Here is a 23,990-nt window from a genome sequence, read left to right on the forward strand (position 1 = left end):
GCTGAGACGCACGGACAAATCTAGGCATCTTGGGACACTCTGGCAATTGTTCAGACGCTCACAGAGGCACACAGACCCCGTACAGGGCACGTTTGCCGGGTGTCCAGGGTGTATGACAGCAGACGTTGCCGGGTACTGGAAGGAAGCAGCAGCCGGTGACCCTGAGGACGCTCTCTATGCAGGTCTGTCAGCACGATGGGCAGGCATGGAGGTCGGGCACGCAGCACACGACACAACTATGGCGAGAGCCGGAAAGGTAGGACGGAAATGGACAAGCACGAAGAATTGATGCAAGCACACCTAGAGGCAGCGCGGATTCGCGTAGCAGGCCGAAAGTGGTACAGGGAGAAGTCCCTAGCAGCCCTGAAAGACCTAGAGGGCAAGCTCCATCCCAAGATCATCCAAGCCATACGTGAAGGGCTTGACGACGAAGGGGAGGAAGAGGAATGAACGAGAGCGAGCCAGTCGAAGCCCTGGATCAAATGATCTGGGACATGGAGCACGGTCATACCGAGGACTTCGGTCAGATCACCGGCACTGTGGTCGGGTCAACACCTATTGTCACGATGCAGGGCCATGAAATCTTCGCTTACGATATGCCTATCTTCGGATACTGGTCAGACTGCGAGTGAGGGATTTCCCTAATGCGAACATGTGTGGGAAAATAGAGTAACAATTGCTGTCAGGCAATTTATGGATCGCCGTCTAATGTCAATAGCCCGGTGACTCCACGCCGGGGGTGGAATGAAAGTTCTACCTCCGGCAAAACAAAGTCCACTCAGGACTCTAAACAGAGGTCAGGGCCAAGGAAGCCCATTGAATTTCCTGTGCACAGGTTCTTACCGAAGTCAGCCTTGAATGAATCGGGATACAGAGCGGATTGCAAGCCGCTTTTTTAAGTGACGCTGTAGCGTCCGTGTCCAGCGAGACACGTAACTAAACTATTCATTTAAGGAACCCGTACGTAGGAAAACGTGCGGGATGCATGACACTAACAACTACAAATTCAGCTGAGGTTTTTCGTCCGAACGTGACTGCGTTCGTTGCCTCCGACGTTCTCAATGATGAACTGCTGACGAAGATCACCACCGTAGCCGGTGCAGTAGAGGGCGATGAGCCTTCACTTCTAGTCGGTTACACACCTGACGTTGGAGCAGCCTTCTACGCAGAAGGTCAGGAAATCACCGCTCAGACCCCGACATTGGGGCAGTGGGAAGTCAAGACCCATAAGGTCGCTGCCCTGGTCAACGTCACCAACGAACTGGACAGGGCTGGCAACGCTGGCAACGTCCTGGCAGAGGGTATGCGTAGGGGACTTGCCCGTAAGGCAAATGAGGCACTGTTCAACAACGCTTCTGCTCCTACCGGCATCCTCAACGACAGCGACCTTGCAGCCGCTACCGCTCTAGGCACGTCCCTAGACTCGTTCAACACTGCCTACTGGTCCATTGCTGAGACTGGCGTAACCCCCAACTACATCGTGGGTTCGCCTTCCGCTATGGCTGCTCTGGGCAGCATCAAGGCTGCTACCGGCAGCAACCAGCCACTGGTGGACGACATGACCGTCATGGGTCTGCCGGTGTACGTGAGTACGGCTATGGCTGCTGACCGATTCCTGATCGGCCACACCAGCGCTGTCGTCTCTGCTGTAGGTCCGTTGCGACTGGCTAAGAGTCAGGATGCAGCGTTCGCCTATGACGCCACCAGCCTGCGAGCAACGTGGCGCTTTGGTTGGGCTGTCGTACAGCCTGACCGACTAGCAGTCATCAGCACCGCTGCCTGATATCTCCTTAGATATCAAACCCCGGTGTTCCCCACCCTCGCTACTCATCCGGTGGGGGTGGGGACTAAAACTACACGGATGAGAGAAGTGGATGAGGTTTATGAATACCAAGATGTGCAGCCGCTGCAAGCAGAGCAAAGACCTGTCGGCATTCCATCGTGACAAGCACAAGACAATGGGAGTGAGCAGCATGTGTGCTGACTGTAAGAACGCAACAGACAGGCAGAAGCGTGCAGAGCGTCCACCTAAACCACGACTGCCGGAAGAGCATGGAACCGTCAAGCAGTATGTCCGTGGTTGTAAATGTCACGGTTGCAGACGAGCCAAGCGTCAGCAGAACGCAATGCGCTATCTGGGTGGGCACCCATCCCTCTGAAACCTTGAAGCGGTCTCAACACGCCGAGGAGATCGGCACACCTCCCGGGCTGTATTCCACATGAATAGGACGCTACTGACGTTGTGAGGGCATTCTTATGCTCGACAGGACTCCATATCAGAGCCGATTTTCACAAACAGCCGTTTTGGCCCCTTGAAATCCGTTGTGCTGCAATAGTATTCAAGCACCCAAAATGACCGTTTCTGTAGGAAATTCGTAGCGCCTCGCAGGGTGGAAATGTGCCTCTGGAATTTTTTGCCGTCTATATAAGATGACCGTCCTTGCGCTACAGCCTCTTCGGGCGCACTATCGTAATAGATGGTGACTCTTAGAGAAGCCGGTCTGTACGTGATAGAACGGTTTTATCATTTCAGTTGCTTGGAGGTCATCGGCGCTGGCTTAGCCTCTTCCTATTCCGATTCTTCAGGCGTCGAAGACGAGCATCCACGGGCAGGGTCTGGGCGGGAGGCCTCGCTAATTGCGATTGCAGGCGGCCGTCGTGATCGTACATGCTCAGTACAGCCAGGAAGTTGGCACGGCGAATTGTTATCTTCCGCATTTCGTATCTGCTGGCCACCATCTCTCGCTCGGTCAGGTACAGTTTCCTGAGTAGAGATTGGTGTTCCGCTCTGGTTTCGTCCATCCGGCGGAAGGTTTCAGCAACCGACACATCAGGCTGGCCCTCAGAACTGAGGGGACTTCGGGGCGGTTGCCATGCTGTAATCCATTCGTCCATTTCTTCGAGATACTTGGTGAGACGGCTTATGCGTTGTGCGTTTGCCAGCCGAGAATCTTCGGTTCGGGTCAGATGGGCAAGACTTGCGCGACCCCGTTCTCTGTCTGCGATGGCCTTCTCATACTGTTCTGCGAACCGGAGAACCATGGCACGTTGCTTCTTGCTAATGGGCCGCCTGCGCCTCGGTTCGTATCGCCCGAGCGCCCAACGAAGGAACGGCATAGGGTTACGTGTCGTAAGCCACGCTACGGAATCACCAGCGGCCAACGCTACCGATGTAAAAGCAAAAGGGCCAATAATCCCGACGAGCATGTTTATCGCAGTGACAAAAGGTACCCAGCGAAAGCCGCTGACGTCCTGGCCCTGTAGTGACTGTTCGGTCAGGTAAAAGGTTCCCCATATCCCTGCAACGATTGCAAACGAAAACAAGCCTTGAAAAGTTCGTAAGGCGGGGTGCGCGGTTGACGCGACGTATAGTGTCTGACGCAGAACGAGCGTGTATGCAATAAGCAGGGTGGCCATGATGGTGGAATAGTAGATCCAGTGATCCATATCTTCACTCTCTGATGCGCTCGCAGGGCAGTATTCAGGTTCGACGTGCGTGAGTCCATGCAACGAGCCTCTCGCCCGTTTAGCATGCAGACCATGGAACTCTACTTCTGGTTCTACCTCATCGGCGCTGTGCTGGTCATCGTGGCTGTCCCGGCTGTCGTCCTGTTCCTCTGGCGGATCAGGCGCTCAACTGGACGTTCTGATCGAGCAGGGGTCGGGACCGAAGTGAAGCCTCCCCGATCTTCCTTCCGGTGACCGGTTGGTCGGGTGTGACTGGCGTGTTCGCGACGGGGTAGGTTTGACCCCATATCAGCACCTCAGACGTGTGCGCCGTTCGCAAAGCGTTCGCGTTTTGGGGTCTAGACACTTGGCTGACGCGCGTAAGCGCAGGTCAGGGCCCGTGGCGCGGTTGGTAGCGCAGCGCGTTTACACCGCGTAGGTCGTCGGTTCGAGCCCGGCCGGGCCCACGTGCAGAACAGCAGCGAGGACGCGTCCGCCGCGCCCGGCGTGGTCAGGGACGCGACCGGCGCGGGCTTCCCGACGCTCGCGGAGACCGTCGGCGTGCTGGAGCGGCTCTACCCGCCCGAGACCGCCCAGTCCTGGGACCGCGTTGGCCTGGTGGCCGGTGACCCGGAGCAGCAGGTCGCCCGCATCCTCCTCGCGGTCGACCCCACCCTGGCCGTCATCGCCGAGGCGGTCGCGCTCGGCGCCGACCTCGTCGTGACGCACCACCCCCTGCTGCTGCGCGGCATCCACTCGGTGGCCCCCACGACGGCCAAGGGGGCGGCGGTGACCGACCTGGTCGTCAACGACGTCGCCCTGTACTGCGCGCACACCAACGCCGACGTCGCCGACCCGGGTGTGGGCCACGCGCTCGCCGCGGCCTGCGGGCTCTCGACGACGGAGCCGCTGTCACTTCCGGAGGGCCAGGAGCTGGGACGGGTGGGCGACCTCGACGAGCCGGTGCCCCTCCGCCAGCTGGTGGAGCGGCTCGCTGCAGCGCTGCCCGCCACGGCCGGCGGGGTCCGGGTGTCCGGCAGCCCCGAGGCGCCGGTCAGGAGGGTCGCCGTGCTCGGCGGGGCGGGTGACGCGGAGTTCCCGGCCGTGGTCCGCAGCGGTGCCGACGTCTACGTGACCGCAGACCTGCGCCACCACCCCGCGCTGGAGGCGCGGGAGGAGGCGGTCGCCCGGGCCAGGCTGGGCGGCGCCCGCGCGGAGGCGCCGGCGACGCCATACCTCGTCGATGCCGGTCATTTCGCCAGCGAGTGGCTCTGGCTGCCCGTGCTGCGGGAGCGGCTGGCCGCGGGCCTGCCGGATAGCGTGAGCATCGCGATCTCGACCGTGCGCACCGACCCCTGGGACTTCGTGGTCGGTGCCGCCCCACCCACCGACCCAGGAGACCCCGCGTGAAGGCGACCCCCCAGATGCAGGCCCGGCTCCTCGACCTGCAGGAGCTCGACATCAGGCTCACCCAGCTCGACCACCAGGCGCGCTCCCTGCCCGAGCTCACCGACATCGCGCGGCTGGAGGCGCAGGAGGCGGACCTGCAGGCGGAGGTCGTGCGCACCGAGACCGCGGTGAGCGACCTGGAGCGTGAGGTGACCAGGGCGGAGGTGGCCGTGCAGCAGGTCCGCGACCGGGCCGCGCGGGACGAGGCGCGGCTCGCGTCCGGGACGGGGTCGGCCAAGGACCTGCAGGGTCTGCAGCACGAGCTGGCGTCGCTGAGCCGTCGCCAGGAGGTGCTCGAGGACGCCGAGCTGGAGGTGATGGAGCGGGTGGAGACCGCGCAGGCGCAGGCTCGGACCGCCGTGACGGCGAGGGACGAGCACGTCGCCCGCCTGGCGGGGCTGAGGTCGGCCCGGGACGCCAAGCTGGCCCGCATCGGGGCCGAGCGGGAGGAGGTCGCCTCGGGCCGACCGGCGGTGGCCGCCGACCTCTCGCCCGAGCTGCTGGCCCTCTACGAGCGGGTGCGCGCGCACAGCGGCACCGGCGCGGCGCCCCTCCTGCAGCGTCGGTGCGGGGGGTGCCGGCTGGAGATCAACGCCGTCGACCTGGGCCGGATCCGCGGGGCCGCCGAGGACGAGGTGCTGCGGTGCGAGGAGTGCGGCCGGGTCCTGGTGAGGACGCCGGAGTCAGGTCTGTGAGCCTGCCCACGGCGCTGGTCGTCGAGGCGGACGGCGGGTCGCGGGGCAACCCCGGGGTGGCGGGCTACGGCGCGCTGGTCCGGGACGCGAGGACCGGCGAGGTGCTGGCCGAGCGCGCCGCACCCCTGGGACGGGCCTCCAACAACGTCGCGGAGTACGAGGGACTCGTGGCCGGTCTCCAGGCCGTCCTCGACCTGGACCTGGCCGCGGGGGCAGTGATCGAGGTCCGGATGGACTCCAAGCTGGTCGTCGAGCAGATGTCCGGGCGCTGGAAGATCAAGCACGCCGACATGCAGCGGCTCGCCCTGACGGCGCGCCGGCTCGTCGACCGAGTACAGGCCGAGGGGGGCTCGGTGGACTTCCGGTGGATCCCGCGCGAGCGCAACAAGGCGGCCGATGCCCTGTCGAACGTGGGCATGGACGGACGCACCGTGCGGCGCGACCTCCCTGCCAGGGTGGGAGACGCGGACGGGGTCGGCGGGGATGCCGGGGCCGGTCCTTCAGTCGGTGAGGCGGTCGGCGTGGGGGTTGGCGACGGCGACGGGGTCGGCGTCGGGTCCGGGACCGACCGCCCGACCTTCGGTGTGGGACGGGTGCCGCTCAGCGACGTCTACGTCTCGGACGAGACCGTCCCGACCCTGGAGGGCCAGACCCGCCTGATCCTCGTGCGCCACGGCGTGACCGACTTCACCGAGTCGCACCGGCTCGACGGTCGTGGGGGAGCCGACCCCGAGCTCAACGACACCGGCCTGCGGCAGGCGCGGGCCGCGGCTGCCGCCGTGGCCGAGCTGGTCGCCCGGTCCGAGGTCGGACCGGTGAGGGTCGTCTCCAGCTCGTTGCGCCGGGCCCGGCAGACCGGCCAGGCGATCGCCGACGCGCTCGGCGTGGAACGGGAGCAGGACGCCGACTGGGACGAGCAGAGCTTCGGCAGCTGGGACGGACTCTCGATGGGGCAGCTGATGGGGTCCCGGCCCGAGGAGCTGCTCCGTCTGCGCAACGACCCCGAGTGGTCACCCGACGGCGGGGAGTCGCGGCGCCAGCTGGACGCCCGGGTCGGCGCGGCGCTGGGCCGGGCCATCGCGCGTGGGGGCACGGTCGTCGTGGCCACCCACCGGGTCGTCCTGATGTCGGTGCTGTGCCGCCTGCTCGACATCGACGCCAACCGTGCCTGGTCCGTCGCGACAGCCCCGACGTCCCTGACCGCGATCGAGGTCTGGCCCGACGGTGGGGTGCAGGTCGCCTTCGTCAACGACACCCACCACCTCCTCGGTCTGGTCTGACGCGGAAAGGGCGGCTCGGCGGCGCGGCGACCCCTCGCGGCGTTCGCTGTGCGATTCTGTTGTGCCACAACGGTTGCCAGCGTGACGATCGTGACACGACAGCGCCGCACAGGCATGGTGGGGGGGTGCGTGCAGGCGTAGAGGGGGGTGCAGGCCGGATGATGGGGCGGCGCATGCAGGCGTAGCGGGGGCTGCCCGCAGGCGTGGAGGTAGCGGCGCGCAGGCGCCGTGAGGGTGCGCGGCGGGACGCACCGTCCCCCTCAGGCCGGCAGGACGTCCAGGACCCAGGGCCGGCCGGGACGGGCCGGCTCGTGCAGCGTCACCTCGAACGACGGGCGGAGCAGCTCCACCAGCGCCGCCGGGCGCCGCGGGTCCGTAGCCTCCTCGGTCAGCGCCCGCGCCACGAGCCCGCGGGTGTGCTTGGCCATGTGCGTCGCCCCGGGCACGCGCACGGTGACCCAGCGCTCGGCGAGCGGACCCTGCGGGACCCAGGCGGCGGCATACGTGCTGGAGCGGCAGTCCACCACCAGCCCGCGCCCCGCCGCGGCGGGCAGCGCTGCCTCGAGGTGCGGGCGCCAGAAGCCGGCGAGCGGTCCCACACCGGGCAGGTTGACCCCCATCGACAGCCGGTAGGGCGCCACCCGGTCGGCGGGGCGCACGGCGCCGTACAGCGCCGAGATCACGAGCAGCCGACGCCGCGCGCGACGACCGGACTCGGCGTCCAGGCCGGAGAGGTCCAGCGCGTCGTAGAGCACCCCGGTGTAGAGCTCGCCCGCCGGCAGCGTCGGGGCGGTCGCCAGGCGGGTGTTGCGCGAGATCTCCTCCCCGAGAGCCGGACTGACGCCGAGGACGGCGGCGGCGTCCGGTCGGGCGCTCGCCCTGGCCAGCGCCCGGGCGACCTGCCCCCTCGGCGCCGTCAGGGTCTGGAAGGACAGCCGCTCCGCGCGCAACGGGGCACCACGGGAACGGGTCGCCTTGGACTCCGACGGCGGCAGGAGGATGAGCACGTCAGGCAGGGTAGGACACGTAGGGTGCTGCCATGATCCAGCGCGCGACGAGGCTTGCCGGTGCCCCCACGTCGGAGACGGGCCAGCTCCTGGCGCGGGCGTTCGACGCGGCCCGCGCCGAGCAGGAGGTCCGGATCGACTTCCCCGACGAGGTCCTCGCCGAGGTCGAGGAGGCCCTGCGTTCCGTCGAGCTGCCGGACCGGGACGAGACGTCGGTCCCGTTCGTGACCATCGACCCGCCCGGGTCGATGGATCTGGACCAGGCCATGCACCTGGAGCGCGACGGCGCCGGCTACCGCGTGCGCTACGCGATCGCCGACGTGCCGGCCCACGTGCGTCCGGGCGGTGCCGTGGACGCCGAGGCGCGGCTGCGCGGCCTGACGGTCTACTGCCCCGACCGCCGCGTCCCGCTCCACCCGCCGGCGCTCAGCGAGGGAGCCGCCAGCCTGCTGCCGGACGAGGTGCGTCCCGCCTACGTGTGGGACATCCGCCTCACCGACCAGGGGGAGCGCGCGTCGGCCGACCTCTACCGCGCCCGGGTCCGGTCCGTGCGGCGCTACACCTACGAGGAGGTCCAGGCGCTCGTCGACGGTGACGGGGCGGAGGAGACCCTCCTGCTGCTGAAGGAGGTGGGCGAGCTGCGCATCCGCCGCGAGGCGGACCGGGGCGGCGCCAGCCTGCCGATGCCCGAGCAGGAGGTCGAGGCCACCGAGGACGGGCACTACCGGCTGCGGCTGCGCCCGCTGCTGCCCGCCGAGGACTGGAACGCCCAGATCTCCCTGCTCACCGGCATCGTCGCCGCGCAGCTCATGCTCGAGGGGGGTGTCGGCATCCTGCGCACCATGCCGGTCCCCCCGCGGGACGCCGTGCAGCGGTTCCGCCGGGAGGCGCGGGCGCTGGGCGCCGAGTGGCCGGAGGGTATGCCGTACGGCGAGTTCCTGCGCCGGCTCGACAAGTCCGACCCGGCTCACCTCGCGGTCGTCCAGGCGGCGACCGCGTTGTTCCGCGGCGCCGGCTACCGCGCCTTCGACGGCGAGCTCCCCCCGGAGGAGGAGCGGGTGCAGGCGGCGATCGCGGCGCCGTACGCCCACGTGACCGCGCCCCTGCGACGGCTCGTGGACCGGTTCGGTCTGGCCGTGTGCGAGGCGCTCTGCGCGGGGGCCTCGGTGCCTGACTGGGCGCGGTCGGCCCTGCCCGAGCTGCCCGCCGTGATGGCCGACGCCGACCGACGGGTCCGCGCGGTCGAGCGCGCGTGCGTCGGGGCCGTCGAGGCGGCCGTGCTCTCGGACCGGGTCGGGGAGGAGTTCGAGGCGGTGGTCGTCGACGGCACCTCCAAGGGTGTTGTCGTGCAGCTGACCGACCCGCCCGTCAGCGAGGACGCCCGGGGCACCGCCGAGCTGGGCAGCATGGTGTCGGTCCGCGTCGAGGCGGTCGACATCCTCGAGGGGGTCGTCGACCTGCAGGTCGTGGGGCGGTGACGCAGCACCCGCCGCCGCGCGTCGTGGCGACGGACTGCGACGGCACCCTCCTGCGCTCCGACGGCACCGTCTCGGCCTACACCCGCGAGGTCCTTCGTCGGGTCACGGGCGCCGGCGTCGGGGTCGTCCTGGTCACCGCCCGCCCGCCCCGCTGGATGGAGCCCCTCGCCGACCTGGGGGTCGACGGGCTCGCCCTGTGCGGCAACGGCGCCTTCACCTACGACCTGGCCAGCCGCACCGTCGTCTCCTCCCGCCTCCTCGAGCAGGAGGTGCTCGGTGAGCTGCTCGCGGACCTGCGCCGCGGCATACCCGGCATCCGTCTCGCCACGGAGGGGCTCGACGGGCACGCCCGCGAGCCCGGCTACGAGGGGGGTGCGCCCGACGACGGCGGGCTGGTCCGCGACGTCGAGGAGCTGGCCGGACGCGCGGTGGGGAAGGTGCTCGTGCGGCACGACCACCTGCACACCGAGGAGCTGACCGCCCTCGTCGCCGAGGTCGTGGGGGAGCGGGCCGAGGTGTCGCACTCGGGCGCGGTGCGGCTCACCGAGATCGGGCCGCGCGGGGTCACCAAGGCGGTGGCGCTCGCCGCCTGGTGCGCCGAGCAGGCGCCGCCGGTGGGGGCGCACGAGGTCTGGGCGTTCGGTGACATGCCCAACGACCTGCCGATGCTCTCCTGGGCGGGCCGATCGTTCGCGGTGGCCAACGCCCACCCGCACGTCCGGGCGGCGGCCAGCGACGCGGTCCCGGGCAACGACGAGGACGGCGTCGCGAGGACCCTCGCGGCGCTCCTCGGGCTCGGGGGTGCGGGGTGAGCCCGACCACGACCCACCCCTGACCGCCGGCCTCGACCGAAGGTGAACCGATGGAGATGCACACCGGGCCGTGGCAGGGCACCTGCGGGTTCCGTCTGATGCCGGACGACGACCTCGCGGTCGCGCCCTCGAGCGCCCAGGTCGGCCCGGAGGCGACCAGGGCCGGCTGGTCGCTCCGGTACACCTGGGCCCATCCCCAGGACGGCGAGCAGGCCGGGGTGCTGCTGGTCGGAGGACCGGACGAGGAGGGGAGGATCACCGCCGCCTGGCTCGACAGCTGGCACCAGCGGCCGCAGGTCCGGCTCCTCGTCGGCACCACGACCATGCTCGAGACGGACTACGACGGCTGGGGGTGGCGGATCCTGGTCACGAGGTCCCCGGGCTCGCTGGGGCTCACCATGCACAACGTGGTCCCGGAGGGGAGCGAGGGGATGGACCCGGGACCCTACGTGGTCATGGAGGCCCGCTGGTCCCCGGTGGCCGGGTAAGCCCCCCCGGAGGGGGGTGGTGCAGAGCCGCCCGGTGTCCCGCCTCATCGTTCGCCGCGCGGGTCGGCGACGTGGGCGAGAATGAGGGTCCCCACCCGTGGTCGCTGATGCCGCCGCACCCACGCTCCACGGAGCCGGACCCTCGCAGGGCCGTCAGCGTCGGAGGACCGCCCGGGTGGTGGCGGAGAGCTCCTCGTTGACGGTGAACTCCTTGGCCACGATGTCGGTGATCCCGAAACCGGCCAGCCTCTCGGTGTGCTTCTCGACGTAGCGTGCCGCGGACCCGGCGTCCTCGAACAGGTAGACGCCACCCGCCGTCGACGTCTCGGGATGCTCCGTCCAGACCTTCCAGATCAGCCCGTCCTCGACCGAGATGTCCTGCGCCAGAGCCGCGTAGGCGGCGGCCGACTCCTGCCCGAACGGGCCCTCGGAGGGGAACTCGAAGTACAGCAGGGTGCTCATGGTGTCGCCCTTCGTGTCGGTCGTCCCAGTCTCGGGCAGGCCGAGCCGGCACGTCCACCGGCGCGCCTGGCGTGGCGCGGGTCAGCGCCCCCGGAAGGCCCGCAGGTATGACGTCGGCACCACCTCGTTCCCCAGGTGCAGCGGAGCCGCCGTGACCCCCGTCGACACCAGCGCGTCCCAGTAGGCGAGCGCGAGTGCCGGATCGACCACGCCGTGCACCAGGGGGAGGTCCGGGTGCCGGGACTGCAGCAACGACTCGAGCTGGCACGAGGGGATGCTGTCCGGGAGGCGCAGGCTCATCACCCCGGCACGCTGGGCGTCGTCGAGGACGCCTGCCACCGGCCGCCGCTCGACCGGTCCACAGCTCAGCAGACCCCCGCCGACGACGAGCACGTCGCCCGCCCCGGCCATGCGGCGCCGTGCGGCCCCCACGTCGAAGCAGTGCGGGAAGGAGTCGTCGACGACGACGGTGCCGGGGCGCAGACGGTCGACGTCGACCAGGTGCGGGCCGCCGCTGACGGCGCCGACGATGAGGTCCGCCTCGTAGACCTCCGGGGCCGGCGACGGGTCCGTGCACGTCACGACGACCTGACCCGGGTAGCCGGCGCTCGTGAGCTCCGCGGCGCGCTCGGTCAGGTGCTCGCGCCGGCCGGGGACGTCGCACAGCACCAGGCGCGCGGGTGACCCCGCTCGGTCGAGGAGCAGCTGCAGGGAGGACCGTCCGATCGAGCCCAGGCCGACGACCGCCACGGTGCACCCGTCCAGGTCGACCCCGGCCTGCTCCAGGGCGGCGGCGGTCGTCATCACGACCGAGGCAGCGGTCGCCGCGTGGCCCGTGGACACCCGGACCGCCCTGCCGTCCAGCCGGCGGACCACCCCCAGGCCGTAGGCCGTGTGCGAGGGGATCATGCCCGCGAGCGAGACGCACCGGGCACCCAGGTCGGCGGCGTGCTCGACCGCCCTGGCGGTCTCCGCCGACAGGGTTGTCCCTGCCCGGCCGGCGAGCTCGTCGGCGAACAGGGGAAGGCAGAGGAAACCGGAGCTCCCGAGCGGGGAGTCGATCTGCTCGAGGAGCCGCGCCCGCCCGTCGGTGAACAGGTGGGCGCGGATCGCCTCCCGCGAGGCGCGCGAGGACGGCATACCGACGTGGGCGAGGAGGTCGCCCGGCGCGGGCAGGTAGCCCACGATCGCCGCGTCGAGCACCCCGGACGGCACGCCCGGTCCCCGCTCTCCTCCGGCCTCCGCGGTCAGCGGGCCCCCAGCCCGCCCCGTACGGGGTGGGTGAGCAGCCATGGCGACCAGATCGCGACGGAGCCCCTCCGCCACCACCTCGCACCTGTCCTCGCTCAGGACGTCGACGGCGGCGCGCAGGGTGACCCGTAGCCCGTCGTCGTGGGGACGTGCGCTGAGGAACAGGTCGGTGCCGATCGGGGGCGGTTCCATGTCACCCCCCTCCGGGTCCCAGACGAGGCGCAGCGTGCGTCCGGTGATCGCGCCGAGCGAGCCGAAGTCCAGGTAGCTGAAGGCGAACTGCGCCCCGAAGGAGGACGGGCCGCCCCCGTGGGCGGCAGGCGCACCGACGAGGTCGTGCATCGTGGCCCCCCCGGTGCGCGCGCTGGTCACCGACCGGCTGACGGCGCGCAGCTGCTCCCGGACGGTGCCCTCCCCGGCCAGGCGGACGGGCACGAGGTGCGCGAAGGGGCCGACGATCCGGGTGATGTCCCGCGACGGGTGGTCGCGTCCGGTCGTCGCGACCCCCACCACGAGGTCCGGCTGGCCCGTGAGACGCGCCAACGCACGGAAGAAGGCGGTCAGCAGCGGGGCGTACGGGGTCGCCCCCTCCTCCGTCGCCAGCCGGCGGAGCGCGCCGGCGGTGCTGCCGTCGAGGAGGAAGGTCCGCCGCAGGGGAGCCTTCCCCTCCGCGTCACGGGGCGCGTCCGGGGAGCGTAGCCGGGGTGCGGCGTAGGGGGCCGACCCCGCACCCGCCAGCTCCGACCCTCCCGACCCGGTCTCCCCCCGGGCGAGGAGAGCGGCGTGGTCGCGGAACGTGCGGCGCAACGGGGGCAGCTCGGCGGGACTCCCTGTGGCGAGAGCGTCGTAGAGCGCCATGAGGTCCTTGGCCAGCAGGACGACGCTGTAGCCGTCCGCGACGGCGTGGTGGCCGTGCACGAGCAGCGCGTGCTCCTGCGGCGCCAGCTCAAGGAGGTGGAGGCGCACCAGGGGCCAGCCGGAGGGGTCGAACCGGTGGCGGCGCTCCTCGGCCACCCGTGACGCCAGGTGCTCGGGCTCGACCTGCTCCGTCCCGACGGTGATCGTGCACGGTTCAGGCACCTCCCGCTGCAGGGGCGGTCGACGGTCAGGCAGGAGAGCCGTGCGCAGCATGGGGTGGCGGGCCACCAGGAGGTCGGTCGCCCGCTGGAACAGCACGGTGTCCAGGGGGCCGTGGACGCGGAAGCAGCTCACCCAGCTCGACCGGGCGTCGGGGGACAGCGCCTCGGCGAGCAGGAAGCCTCGTTGGGCCGGGGTCAGCGGGAAGGGCTCGAGGGGGTGGGTATGCCGTGACTCGCCGGCGTCGGGAGTCGGCACCGCGCCGCGCCCCCCGGTGGGGTCCCCCGCGTCGGTCGCGGAGGTGGCGACGCAGGCGTCGACGGCCGTCGCGAGGTCCGCGAGCCTGCGGTGGCGGTACATCAGCGTCGGCGCGGGGAGCACCGGGACGTGCGGCTCCAGCCGGGCGAAGACGTCGAGCACGGCGATCGAGTCCCCGCCGAGGGCGAAGAAGTCGTCGTCCCGGGACACCGCGACCCCGAGGACGGCACCCCACACGTCCGCGAGCAGCGCCTCGGTCGCGGTCAGCGCGAGGTCCGCACCTGTTCCCGCGCCGGCCGTGACGTCGAGCGCGTCGACGGCGGGCAGGGCTCCGCGGTCGATCTTCCCGGCGGCCGTCAGCGGCAGGTCGTCGACCAGCCGGATCCGGGAGGGCACCATGTAGTCGGGCAGCAGTGCGGCGAGGTGCTCACGCAGGCCCTCGACGTCGACGTCACCCGCCCGACCGTTGTCCGAGGGTGCGCGTCGAGGCTGGACGTGGGCGACCAGCCTCGGCCCCCCGCCGGCGGCCACCGCCTCCGGCAGCACCGCAGCACGCTCGAGCCCGGGGTGCCCCTCCAGCACCGCCTCGATCTCGGCGGGCTCCACCCGGTGACCGCGGATCTTGACCTGCCGGTCCGTCCGTCCCAGGAGGTCCAGCCGCCCGTCGGCACGACGCACGACCCGGTCGCCGGTGCGGTAGAACCGGGTCCCGGACCGCTCGACGAATGCGCTCTCCGTCAGCTCCGGCTCGTCGAGGTAGCCGGCCGTCACCCCTGGACCGGCCAGGAGCAGCTCCCCCGGCTCCCCGGGCGGACAGCTGCTCCCGTCCGCCCCGACGACGTCGACCACGGTGCCTGCGACGGGCCGGCCGATCGGGATGCGGGTGACCGCGTCGTCGGGCCGTGCGTCGACGACCTCGTAGGTGGCGTTGATCGTGGCCTCGGTGGGGCCGTACAGGTTGACCACCCGGTGAGCGGTGCCGAAGAGGTCGAACCAGCGGCGCACCAGGTCGGCCGGGAGCGGCTCGCCCCCGACGTGGACCCAGCGCAGCGAGCCCAGGTCCGGGGGGGACCCGGTGCCGGCCGCGCGGCGCTCGGAGGCGCGCAGGAGCTCGCGCCACAGGGTCGGCACCGAGCTCCAGACGGTGACCCTGCGCCGCTCCACCTCCGCGAGGAGCGACTGCGGGTCGCGTAGCACGTCGGGTGCCATCACCTCGACCGTGGCGCCGACGAGGAGGGGGGCGAGCAGCTGCCGCACCGAGGCGTCGAAGCAGCTGCTGGCCGTGGCGGCCATCCGGTCCCCGGTGACGTACCCGAAGGTCCTGATGGCCCAGTCGAGGTATGCCGTCAGGGCCCGGTGGGTCACGGGGACGCCCTTGGGCCGGCCCGTGGTGCCGGAGGTGAAGATGACGTAGGCCTCGTCCTCCGGTCGGACGGGGGCGTCCGGCAGGTCGGGGGACCCGGGTGCACCGTCGTCGGCGAGCTCGTCGAGGTCGACCACGGACACCGACGGGATCCCGTCGGCGAGCCGGCGCGTGGCCGCGTGGCAGACCACCGCCCGGGCGGCGGTGCGTGCAGCCTGGTCCGCGAGGCGGGGCGACGGGTGACGCGGGTCGAGCGGCACCCAGGACGCTCCGCAGCACAGGATGCCGACGAGGCCCGCGACCGTGTCCGCACCGGGCGTGGTCAGCAGCACGACGCGGTCGCCCGGCCGCACCCCCTCACGGCGCAGACGCCGGGCGACCCCGCGCGCGCGGTGCTCGAGCTCGGCGTAGCTCGTCGTCCCTTCGTCGCTCCGGACGGCCACCGCGTCGGGTGCCCGTCGGCACTGCTCGAGGATCCGGCCGGCCAGCCCCCACGGTGCCGCGCCAGCAGGAGCGAGCCCCGCCACGGAGGTCAGCCCGGCGAGCAGCTCGTCGGTGAGACGGTCGATGGTGGCCGGGGTGAACAGGCGCGCCGGGTAGTTCCACGAGAGGTGCAGGGAGCCGGCGAACTCCCAGCAGACCAGGCTCAGCCGGGTCGCGGCGGACGCGGTCCGCGCCGCGGTGGCGGTGACCCTGACCGGGCAGCCGGCGGGGGCCTGGAGGGGGAAGCGCGCGAAGCTGAAGCTGGCAGCCGCCGCCGTGCGCGGGACGGCGTCGACCGCGGGCAGAGCCCTGGCCAGGTCGAGCGAGCTGACGCTGCCGTGCGTCTCGGTCTCCAGCCAGGCCCGGCGCACGCTCCGGGCCAGGTCCCCGGGGGCCTCGTCGTGCGTGATGGCCACGGTCAGGGGAAGGGTGTCCGCGAACGGCCCGACGACCCGGTCGATGCCGGGGAGGCGCGCGTCGCGCCCTGCCCGCGCCACGTTGACGGTGACCTCGGGTCGGCCGGACAGGTCGGCCAGCAGCCGGACGTAGGCCGACAGCACCAGGTGGAAGAGCGAGACGTCGTGCTCCGCGGCCCGGACCCGCAGCGCGTCCGTGACCGCGGCCGGGAGGGCGAGCTGGGAGGCTCGCAGCGGCGGCGCCGGGTCGGCGGTCGGGTCCCCGTCGTACGGGAGGGGGGCCGGGGGAGTCGCTGCCCCGAGCCGCTCCCGCCAGTACGTCACGTCGGTGCGGAAGGCCTCCGAGCCGCGGCCCTGCGCGCTGACCCTGACCTGGTCCCGGAAAACCGACGACAGCGGGGGCAGGTCGGGTGGCCGTCCCTCGCCCAGCGCGGTGTAGACGTCCCAGAGCTCCTCGCACAGGACGTGCAGACTGCCTCCGTCCGCCGCGGCGTGGTGCACGACCACCACGAGGTGAGCACGCCCGGCGTCCTCCCGCAGGAGCGCGACGCGGATCGGCGGTTCGGTCCGGAGGTCGAACGTGCGGTTGCAGAGCGCGTCCTCGACGTCCTCGACCGGACGGTCCAGGTCGGACACGGTGAACCACCCGGGGCGGACGTCCCCGGCAGGGGTCCCGATCAGCTGGTGCAGGTCGGCTCCGTCCGGGCGCAGCCGCATGCGCAGCATGGGGTGGCGGTCCTCCAGGACGGCGAGAGAGCGTGCCAGGAGCGTCTCGTCGGGCGGTCTCGACAGCGTGAGCCGCACGCAGGCGTAGGCGGCGACGCCAGGATGCAGCACCCCTGTCGTGTGGAACGCCTGCTGCACGGGCGTCACCCCGAAGGTCGCCTCCTCCCCCTCGTCCTCCTGCGCCCCCGCCTGCGGGTCCTGCCCGGCCGCAGCCCCGGCCGCCCGGGGCGCGGGGTCGTCGGACCGTCCCACCGGCCCTCCCCGGGGGAGCGGGGAGGACGAGAGGTATACCGTCAGCTCGGCGACCGAGGGGTGCTCGAAGAGCAGCGTCGTCGGGAGCGCACGACCCAGCACCTCCTCGAGCCTCTTGACGAGGTCGACGGCGGTCAGCGAGTCCAGCCCCATCGTGAGGAAGGACGCGTCGTCGTCCAGCTCCTCGGGCCGTTGCCCGATCTCGGGCGCGATCAGACCGGCGACCAGGTCGCGCACGCCCGGTTGGTCGGCTCCCGGTCCGGGCGCGGACCGCGTCCCGAGCGTGGCGACCGTGCCGGCCGGCCGGGCCGGCTCGGGCGGAGGTGGGCTCGACAGCTCGCCCGCCGCCCCCCGCTCGCGCGGGGCGGTGACGTGGGGCGCCCCACCCGCCGCCTCCAGGACCAGGAGCTGCGCTGCCGTCACGGAGGGTGCGTCGCACAGTGCCCGGAGCGCGGCCTCGGGCACCAGCTGCGGCACCTCCCGCGTCCTGGTGGCCAGCGCGAAGAGCGGCGACCCAGCCATGCCGGTCCCCGTCCAGGCGGCGAAGTTCAGCGACTGCATCGGCCTGCCGGCCGCGCTCTCCGTCGCGGCGAAGGCGTCGAGGAAGGCGTTGGCAGCGGCATACGGAGCCTGGCCGCCCGCGTAGCCGGGCAGCGCGGAGCTGATGGAGGAGAAGAGCATGAAGGTCGACGGCCGCCGGCCGTGGCGATCGAGGGCGCGGGTGAGGAGCAGGGTGCCCCTGACCTTGGGTGCCAGGACCTCCTCGACGGCCTCGGCGGGCAGCGACCTCAGGGCCCCGGCGTGGGTGAGGCCGGCGGCGTGGAACACGCCGTCCAGGTCCGGGAGCCCGGCGACGAGCCGCTCGACGTCGGCCGGGGAGCCCAGGTCGGCGGAGACGTAGCGCGGGGAGGCACCCATGTGCTCCAGGTCCGCGAGGAGCCCCGGTCGGCAGGACGGCGACCGGCCGACCAGGACGATGCTCGGATGTCCTCGGGCGGCGAGGTGGCGGGCGACGGCCGAACCCACCCCTCCGGCGCCGCCCGTGATCAGGTACCGGCCGTCGACGGGCAGCCCCCCGTCCCGGTCGCGCCGGAGCGCCGTGCCAGCACGGGCCACCCTGGTCAGCCGCCGTCCACCCCGCCAGGCCACGGACTCGCCGTCCCCGGGGCGGGGGGCCGCGTCCACCTCCCGGACCAGCGCCTCGAGGCGGTCCGGGAGGTCGTCCAGCGAGGACAGGTCGACGACCCGGACCCCCTGGGAGTCGTCCTCCTCGGGCAGCGCCGTGGACAGCGCCGCCAGCACCGACTGTCCCGGACGCGGACGTTCGACCGTCACGGCGGTCCGGACGACGTCCTCGGTGACGACGACCAGCGGCGTGGGCCGTCCGGCGAGATGACTGCTCACCGTCCGCAGGAGGGAGGACGCACCCTGCACGACGTCGTCCAGCACCTGCACGGTGTCGAGGTCGACGGCCGGACCCGCCAGCAGGACCATCACGGAGGCGGGAGGGCAGTCGGCCAGGGCCTCCACCGGGGGCCGGTGGACCGTCACTCCCCGGCGGGTCAGCCGGTCGGCGAGCGGCCCGGCCAGGTCGTCGTGAACGCCCACGAGGCAGACGCTGTGCACGACCGTGCCGGCGGGGAGCGCCGCCTCCTGCCAGCCGAAGGGGTGCAGGAGGGCCGAGACCTGGGGCTCGGCACTGCCGTGGGCGGGAGCCTGGGGGAGAGGCTCGGGCAGCCAGTGGCGGCGTCGCTGGAAGGGGTAGGGGGGTACGTCGACGCGGGGACGCCCGGGAACGGCGGGGGGCGGGGCGACGGGGACACCGACCGCCCACAGGTGGCCCACCGTCCCGACCAGCTCCCGGGCGTCGGGGGTGGTGGGGCCCAGCAGGGGAAGGACCTCGACGTGACCGGGGGTGCCCAGGGCGCCGGCGACGGAGCTCACGGTGGCGCTGAGGGCCATCCCGGGACCCACCTCGACGAACGTGTCGTACCCCTCCTGCAGCAGGCGCTCGACAGCCGGACCGAACCGGACGGGCAGGCGGGCGTGGTCCGCCAGGTAGGCCGGGTCGAGGGTCGGCGACCACTCGCCCGTCACGGTGCTGAGCAACGGGACCTCGGGCGGTCCGGGCCCCAGGTCGCGGGCCGCCGCGCGCAGGGCGTCCAGCGCAGGGTCCATCATCGCGGAGTGGAAGGCACGGGAGACCCGGAGCCGCCGGACGCGGCAACCGCGGTCGACCCACAGCGCCGTGGCCGCCTCGACGGCCGCCGCGGTCCCCGAGACGACGAACCGGCCCGGCCCGTTGAGCGCCGCCAGCGAGAGGTCCCCGGCGGACCCGTCCACCACCGGCAGCACCTGGGCCTCCGCGCCGGACACCGCGACCATGGCTCCCGGGGCGCAGTCCCGCTGCATGGTCCGGCCGCGCTCCATCGCGAAGCGGACGGCCTCCGCGGGCGTCAGCGCGCCGGACACCCCCGCGGCGGCGAGCTCGCCGACGCTGTGCCCGAGCACGGCGTCGGCGCGGACGCCCCACGCGCGCAGCTGGTGCGCGAGGCAGATGCCGAAGGCGACGACGAGCGGCTGCGCGACCGCGGTGTCGGCCAGCTCCTCGGGGTCGGCGTCAGCGTCCAGGGACCACCCCAGCAGGTCCTGCCGCCCGACCGGCCCGGTCGCGGCGGACAGCTCCTCGAGGAGGGACCGGTAGGCCGGCTGCGACCCGTGGAGCCAGGCGCCCATGCCGGGGACCTGCGAGCCCTGCCCGGGGAAGAGGAGCGCCACCCGCGGCCGCCGGCGCGCCTCCACCCCCACCGTGCCGCGCCCGAGGACCTCCTCCAGCCGCCAGGCGAGATCGCCCTGGACGGCGATCCCCAGCCGGTGCCGGGAGGGGTCCCGGGCGGTGGCGACGCTGCGGCAGACGTCGTCCTCGTCGAGGTCCGGGTGGCTGCGGACGTGGGCGGCCAGGTCCGCGGCCGCCACCCGCAGCGCACCCTCCGTCGCGGCCGAGAGCGTCAGCAGGTGGGGACCGGGGCTCGTGCCACCGTCGGCGGGCGGGGGCTCGTCGAGGGCCTGCTCCAGGATCACGTGCGCGTTGGTCCCCCCGAAGCCGAAGCTGTCGATGCCGGCGCGCAGGGGCGGCGGACCGGTCCACGGCCTGGGCTCGGTCACGACGGAGAGGCCGGCCGAGGCGAGGTCGAACTCCGGCGAGGGCCCGGAGTAGTGGAGGGACGGCGGGAGCCGGCGGTGGTGGAGAGAGAGCACCACCTTGAGCAGGCTCGGCATACCGGCCGCGTTGAGCAGGTGCCCGACGTTGGTCTTGACCGAGCCGATCCACCGCGGCCCGTCCGAGGCAGGGAAGCTGCGCATCAGGGACCGCGCCTCGATCGGGTCGCCGATCGCGGTGCCGGTCCCGTGGGCCTCGACGTAGCTGACGGTCGCGGGGTCGATGCCGGCGTCCCGGTATGCCGCCCCGATCACCGCCTCCTGCAGCAGCGGGTTTGGCGCCATCAGGCTCAGCGAGCGGCCGTCGTTGTTGACCGCGCTCCCGCGGACCAGCGCGAGCACCCGGTCGCCGGCGGCCCGTGCGTCCGGGAGGGGTTCGAGCACGAGGGCAGCCGCGCCCTCGCCCGGCACGAAGCCGTCGGCCCCGGCGCTGAAGGCGCGGCTGCGGCCCGTCGGGGACAGCGCCTGCGCGGCCTCCAGCAGCTGGTGGGTCGTCGGCGTGAGGTTCAGGTGCACCCCGCCCACGACCGCCAGGTCGCACTCGCCGGCCTCCAGGCTGCGTCGCGCCTGGTGCAGCGCGACGAGCGCGGACGAGCACGCCGTGTCCACCACCATGGCGGGTCCGGACAGGTCGAGGTGGTGAGCCACCCGGGCGGCGACCAGGTTGCGGAGGTTGCCCACGAGGGCTGCGGCGGAGGGCGCGAGCCCGTCGTCCAGCGCCCGGCGGAGCAGTTCCGGGTAGCCGCTCTCGCCCACCGCCACGAAGACGCCGATGCGACGGCCACGGCGGCGAGCCCCGGCATACCCGGCCCGTTCGAGCGCCTCGTGGGCGACCTCGAGCAGGAGGCGGGCGTGCGGGTCCGTCACCGCGGCCTCGGCGGGGGTGAGGCCGAAGTAGTCCGCGTCGAACCCGGCGACGTCGTCGAGGAACGCGCCCCAGCGGGCGCGAGCCCCATCCGGCACCTGCCAGCGGGAGGTCGGCACCTCGGTGACGCTGTCCCGGCCGGCGACGAGGTTGGCCCAGAACTCCTCCGGCGAGTCCGCGTCCGGGAGACGGCACGCCAGCCCGACGACGGCCGCCGGTGACGCCACCGCCCGGTCGCGCGCCGGCCCGGCAGGAGCAGCGACCTCGGCAGGAGCAGGGACCTCGCCCCGGTCGGGGCCGGGAGCCCGGTCGCCCCGGTCGAGAAGATGGTCGGTGAGCGCGCCCACCGTGGCGCAGTCGCGGAGCAGGGCCGGCTCCAGCGGACCACCGAAGACCTCCTCGAGCCGACCGAGGACCTGCATCGCGGTGAGGGAGGAGCCGCCGATGGCCAGGAAGCGGTCGTCGGTCCCGATGATGCCGGCCGGCACCTGCAGGACCTGGGCCCAGATGTCGGTGACGAGCGCCTCGACCTCCCCCCGGGCCGTCGGAGCGGCCGAGGTCGGGGGTGGGCCGGTGGTGCACGCGGCCGCCACGTCCTGCTCGAGCGTGACGAACTCGCCGGCCACCAGGAGCTCGCGCAGCCGGCCCCGGCGGATCTTGCCGCTCGTCGTGCGGGGGAAGGTCTCGGGCGGGACGGGGAGCACGAGCACGTCCGGGTGGGCCAGGGCCTCGCGCACCCGGGTCCGGACGGCCAGGAGGACCGCGCTCGCGGCGTCGAGGTCCGGAGCGCGGGCGGTGAGGAACACGGCGACCCGCTCCGAGGCGGTGATCGGGTCGGGGTAGCCCACGACGGCGACCCGGCCTGGGGGCACCCCGGGCGTCGCGGTGACGACCTGCTCCAGGTCGTGGGCGTGGAACTTCTGCCCGTTGACGAAGAGCACGTCCTTGGCGCGACCGGTCACGCAGAGCCGTCCGGCTCGGAGAAAGCCGAGGTCGCCGGTGCGCAGCCAGCCGTCGACGAAGGTCTCGGCCGTCTCCTGCGGTCGGTCGTGGTATCCGGCCGCGACGTTCGGGCCGCGGTACTCGATCTGCCCCACCACGGAGTCAGGGACGACGTTCCGGTCGTCGTCGACGATCCGCAGCTCGCCGCCGCGGACCGCGACGCCCACGTCCATGAGCTCCACGGGGTGCGCCCGGTGCTCGTCGGCGGGTGTCAGCTCCTCGCCCACGTCCACGTCCACGTCCACGTCGACGGCACGGCCGTCCGCGAGCGCCTGCCGGTCCAGGGCGAGCGGTTCTGCGAGCTCGCCCAGGGGAGGAAAGGTCACGGCGACCGTCGCCTCGGCGAGGCCGTACAGCGGCACGAGGGCCCAGGGGTCCAGGCCCGCGGGCCGCAGGTGCTCGCGGAAACGCCGCCAGGCGCGGGAGGGGATCGGCTCCGAACCGACCCCGACGAGCCGGACGGTGCTGAGGTCGAGCGCGGCGACCTGGTCGGCGGACACCCTCCGGAGCGTGAGGTCGAGCGCGAAGCTGGCCATCGGCAGCAGGGTGGCCCGGTGCCGGGTGGCGGTCTGGTACCACAGGACGGGGCGCTTGCCGAAGTCGGCGGCCCCCATCGTCACCTGCTTCATGCCGACCGCGAGCGGGGTCAGGTGGGCGCCGATGAGGCCCATGTCGTGGAAGTACGGCAGCCAGGTGACCAGGACGTCGTCCGCCCTCGCCGCCCCCGCGGTCCGAGCCTGCTCGATGTTGGCGAGGAGGTTGGCGTGCGTGAGCCGGACCCCCTTGGGTGTCCCCGTGCTGCCGGAGGAGAACTGGAGGAACGCGACGTCGGTCGGAGCGGCCACGTGCACGTCCGCGACCGGGGGCGAGGCCTGCAGCGTGGCGATGTCGAGCAGCGCCAGGCTCCCCTCCTCACCGACTGTCAGGCCTCCCCCCAGCTGCGACCTCAGCGTGGCGTCCACGACGAGCGGCAGTCGGCCCAGGTGGCCCCACACGGGCAGGACCCTGTCCGGGACGGGGGCCAGCGGCACGGGCAGGAGCCCGGCGGCCAGGGCACCCCAGAAGGCGGGCAGGAAGGACCCGGAGTCGGTCGGGAGGACGATGACGGGCGCACCGGGCGCCAGGCCGGCCGACATGAGGCCTCCGGCCACCCGGAGCGAGCTCTCGAGGAGCCCCCGGTGGGTCAGCGTGCGCTCGGCGCCCTCGCCGTCGACCTGCACGATGACCTGGTCCGCCCGGTCGCGTGCCGCGTCCAGGAGCAGGTCCAGGACGGTGCGCTCCCGGTTCATGCGGGGCGCTCCGTGCAGACCGTGACGAGGACGTCCCGGGCGGGGGAGGTGCTGGTGAGGGTCCACGAGCCGGCCAGCTCCCCGAGCAGTGCCGGTGCCGCCCCCGAGCAGTCGACGCCGACGGTCCTGGGGTCCTGGCCCAGCCCGGCACCGGTCGCCTTGAGGAAGGCCTCCTTGGCGGTCCACAGCCGGAAGAACCGGTGGTGCCACGCGGGACCGGCCGGGACCTCGTCCACCCAGGACAGCTCGGGCGGCGACAGGCAGCGTCGGACGAGCGACGGGGAGACGGGGCGCACCGTCTCCAGGTCGATCCCCACGCGCCCGGCCGCGCTGAGCGCGGCTGCGACCCAGCCGCCGCTGTGCGACATCGAGACGTCGAGGGGAGGGTCGGTGCGGGGGCGGCCGTCCGGGCCCCGGCGCAGCGGCGCGCCCCGGCCCGCCGTCAGGTCCTGCATCAGGACCCAGCCGAGGGCGGACGCCAGACGGTCCTCGCGCCGCAGCAACGCGGCGACCCGCGACCGCTCGACGGTCGGAAGACGTCGGACCAGCGCGTCCAGGGCGTCCACCGACAGGTCCGGGCAGCGTCGGACGCGGACGAGCGTGTCGGGATCCCCGGCACTCCTCGCCATTGGTCAACCATTCGCCGCGGGGGGACCTGCCCCAGGCACGGT

The 23,990-nt window shown here is 72.2% G+C and carries 14 protein-coding genes and 1 tRNA gene; 10 read left to right on the forward strand and 5 right to left on the reverse strand.

Features of this window, described 5'->3' with window-relative positions; translation table 11 throughout:
- Window positions 1-446: 446 nt before the first annotated feature.
- Together D4B81_RS06490 and D4B81_RS06495 are read left to right on the forward strand one after the other, a co-directional pair.
- Window positions 447-632: a hypothetical protein gene (locus tag D4B81_RS06490; RefSeq protein ID WP_122261625.1), complete on the forward strand. Its 186-nt coding sequence runs from the start codon at window positions 447-449 to the stop codon at window positions 630-632.
- A 398-nt stretch (window positions 633-1,030) separates the two neighbouring features.
- Complete coding sequence (locus D4B81_RS06495) at window positions 1,031-1,783, forward strand: phage major capsid protein (protein WP_161965015.1); 753 nt, start codon at window positions 1,031-1,033, stop codon at window positions 1,781-1,783.
- 761 nt (window positions 1,784-2,544) lie between these two features.
- On the opposite strand, the gene D4B81_RS18025 is transcribed toward D4B81_RS06495, so the two are convergent.
- Window positions 2,545-3,447, reverse strand: coding sequence for a hypothetical protein (locus D4B81_RS18025; RefSeq protein ID WP_161965016.1), 903 nt, complete (start codon window positions 3,445-3,447; stop codon window positions 2,545-2,547).
- A 93-nt stretch (window positions 3,448-3,540) separates the two neighbouring features.
- Between D4B81_RS18025 and D4B81_RS18030 the strand changes: the two genes are divergently transcribed.
- From D4B81_RS18030 to D4B81_RS06515, 5 genes are all read left to right on the forward strand, one after another.
- Window positions 3,541-3,702, forward strand: a complete 162-nt coding sequence (locus tag D4B81_RS18030) for a hypothetical protein (protein ID WP_161965017.1) — start codon at window positions 3,541-3,543, stop codon at window positions 3,700-3,702.
- Between the two features lie 139 nt (window positions 3,703-3,841).
- A tRNA-Val gene (locus D4B81_RS06500) sits at window positions 3,842-3,914 on the forward strand.
- 1 nt (window position 3,915) lies between these two features.
- Window positions 3,916-4,857, forward strand: a complete 942-nt coding sequence (locus D4B81_RS06505; RefSeq protein WP_419866233.1) for a Nif3-like dinuclear metal center hexameric protein — start codon at window positions 3,916-3,918, stop codon at window positions 4,855-4,857.
- Entirely contained in the window at window positions 4,854-5,591 is a 738-nt protein-coding gene (locus D4B81_RS06510) for a zinc ribbon domain-containing protein (RefSeq protein ID WP_122261627.1), read from the forward strand. The genes D4B81_RS06505 and D4B81_RS06510 overlap by 4 nt, the downstream gene beginning before the upstream one ends.
- Window positions 5,588-6,871, forward strand: coding sequence for a bifunctional RNase H/acid phosphatase (locus tag D4B81_RS06515; protein WP_337189865.1), 1,284 nt, complete (start codon window positions 5,588-5,590; stop codon window positions 6,869-6,871). Before D4B81_RS06510 ends, D4B81_RS06515 begins: the two co-directional genes overlap by 4 nt.
- Window positions 6,872-7,131: 260 nt before the next feature.
- Here the strand turns inward: D4B81_RS06515 and D4B81_RS06520 are convergent, their stop codons facing one another.
- Complete coding sequence (locus D4B81_RS06520; RefSeq protein ID WP_122261628.1) at window positions 7,132-7,878, reverse strand: YaaA family protein; 747 nt, start codon at window positions 7,876-7,878, stop codon at window positions 7,132-7,134.
- Window positions 7,879-7,910: 32 nt separating this feature from the next.
- Between D4B81_RS06520 and D4B81_RS06525 the strand changes: the two genes are divergently transcribed.
- The 3 genes from D4B81_RS06525 to D4B81_RS06535 are packed head-to-tail and all read left to right on the forward strand — an operon-like array spanning window position 7,911 to window position 10,656.
- Window positions 7,911-9,356 carry an RNB domain-containing ribonuclease gene (locus tag D4B81_RS06525; protein ID WP_122261629.1) on the forward strand — a complete coding sequence of 482 codons (1,446 nt, stop codon included), beginning with the start codon at window positions 7,911-7,913 and terminating at the stop codon, window positions 9,354-9,356.
- Window positions 9,353-10,168, forward strand: coding sequence for an HAD family hydrolase (locus D4B81_RS06530; protein ID WP_122261630.1), 816 nt, complete (start codon window positions 9,353-9,355; stop codon window positions 10,166-10,168). The genes D4B81_RS06525 and D4B81_RS06530 overlap by 4 nt, the downstream gene beginning before the upstream one ends.
- Window positions 10,169-10,218: 50 nt before the next feature.
- Window positions 10,219-10,656 carry a hypothetical protein gene (locus D4B81_RS06535; RefSeq protein ID WP_122261631.1) on the forward strand — a complete coding sequence of 146 codons (438 nt, stop codon included), beginning with the start codon at window positions 10,219-10,221 and terminating at the stop codon, window positions 10,654-10,656.
- 153 nt (window positions 10,657-10,809) lie between these two features.
- Here the strand turns inward: D4B81_RS06535 and D4B81_RS06540 are convergent, their stop codons facing one another.
- The 3 genes from D4B81_RS06540 to D4B81_RS06550 form a co-directional block, all read right to left on the reverse strand.
- Window positions 10,810-11,118, reverse strand: a complete 309-nt coding sequence (locus tag D4B81_RS06540; RefSeq protein ID WP_122261632.1) for a monooxygenase — start codon at window positions 11,116-11,118, stop codon at window positions 10,810-10,812.
- Between the two features lie 81 nt (window positions 11,119-11,199).
- Window positions 11,200-23,319: a non-ribosomal peptide synthetase/type I polyketide synthase gene (locus D4B81_RS06545; RefSeq protein WP_122261633.1), complete on the reverse strand. Its 12,120-nt coding sequence runs from the start codon at window positions 23,317-23,319 to the stop codon at window positions 11,200-11,202.
- Window positions 23,316-23,948, reverse strand: a complete 633-nt coding sequence (locus tag D4B81_RS06550) for a 4'-phosphopantetheinyl transferase family protein (protein WP_122261634.1) — start codon at window positions 23,946-23,948, stop codon at window positions 23,316-23,318. The genes D4B81_RS06545 and D4B81_RS06550 overlap by 4 nt, the downstream gene beginning before the upstream one ends.
- Between the last annotated feature and the right edge of the window lie 42 nt (window positions 23,949-23,990).

The sequence above is a fragment of the Ornithinimicrobium cerasi genome, assembly GCF_003702705.1.
Taxonomy (GTDB): domain Bacteria; phylum Actinomycetota; class Actinomycetes; order Actinomycetales; family Dermatophilaceae; genus Ornithinicoccus; species Ornithinicoccus cerasi.

Coding starts and splice junctions, on each gene's coding strand:
- D4B81_RS06550 (WP_122261634.1), bottom strand. CDS start 23,948: ATGGCGAGGAGTGCCGGGGATCCCGACACGCTCGTCCGCGTCCGACGC.
- D4B81_RS06525 (WP_122261629.1), top strand. CDS start 7,911: ATGATCCAGCGCGCGACGAGGCTTGCCGGTGCCCCCACGTCGGAGACG.
- D4B81_RS06535 (WP_122261631.1), top strand. CDS start 10,219: ATGGAGATGCACACCGGGCCGTGGCAGGGCACCTGCGGGTTCCGTCTG.
- D4B81_RS18025 (WP_161965016.1), bottom strand. CDS start 3,447: ATGGATCACTGGATCTACTATTCCACCATCATGGCCACCCTGCTTATT.
- D4B81_RS18030 (WP_161965017.1), top strand. CDS start 3,541: ATGGAACTCTACTTCTGGTTCTACCTCATCGGCGCTGTGCTGGTCATC.
- D4B81_RS06545 (WP_122261633.1), bottom strand. CDS start 23,319: ATGAACCGGGAGCGCACCGTCCTGGACCTGCTCCTGGACGCGGCACGC.
- D4B81_RS06490 (WP_122261625.1), top strand. CDS start 447: ATGAACGAGAGCGAGCCAGTCGAAGCCCTGGATCAAATGATCTGGGAC.
- D4B81_RS06540 (WP_122261632.1), bottom strand. CDS start 11,118: ATGAGCACCCTGCTGTACTTCGAGTTCCCCTCCGAGGGCCCGTTCGGG.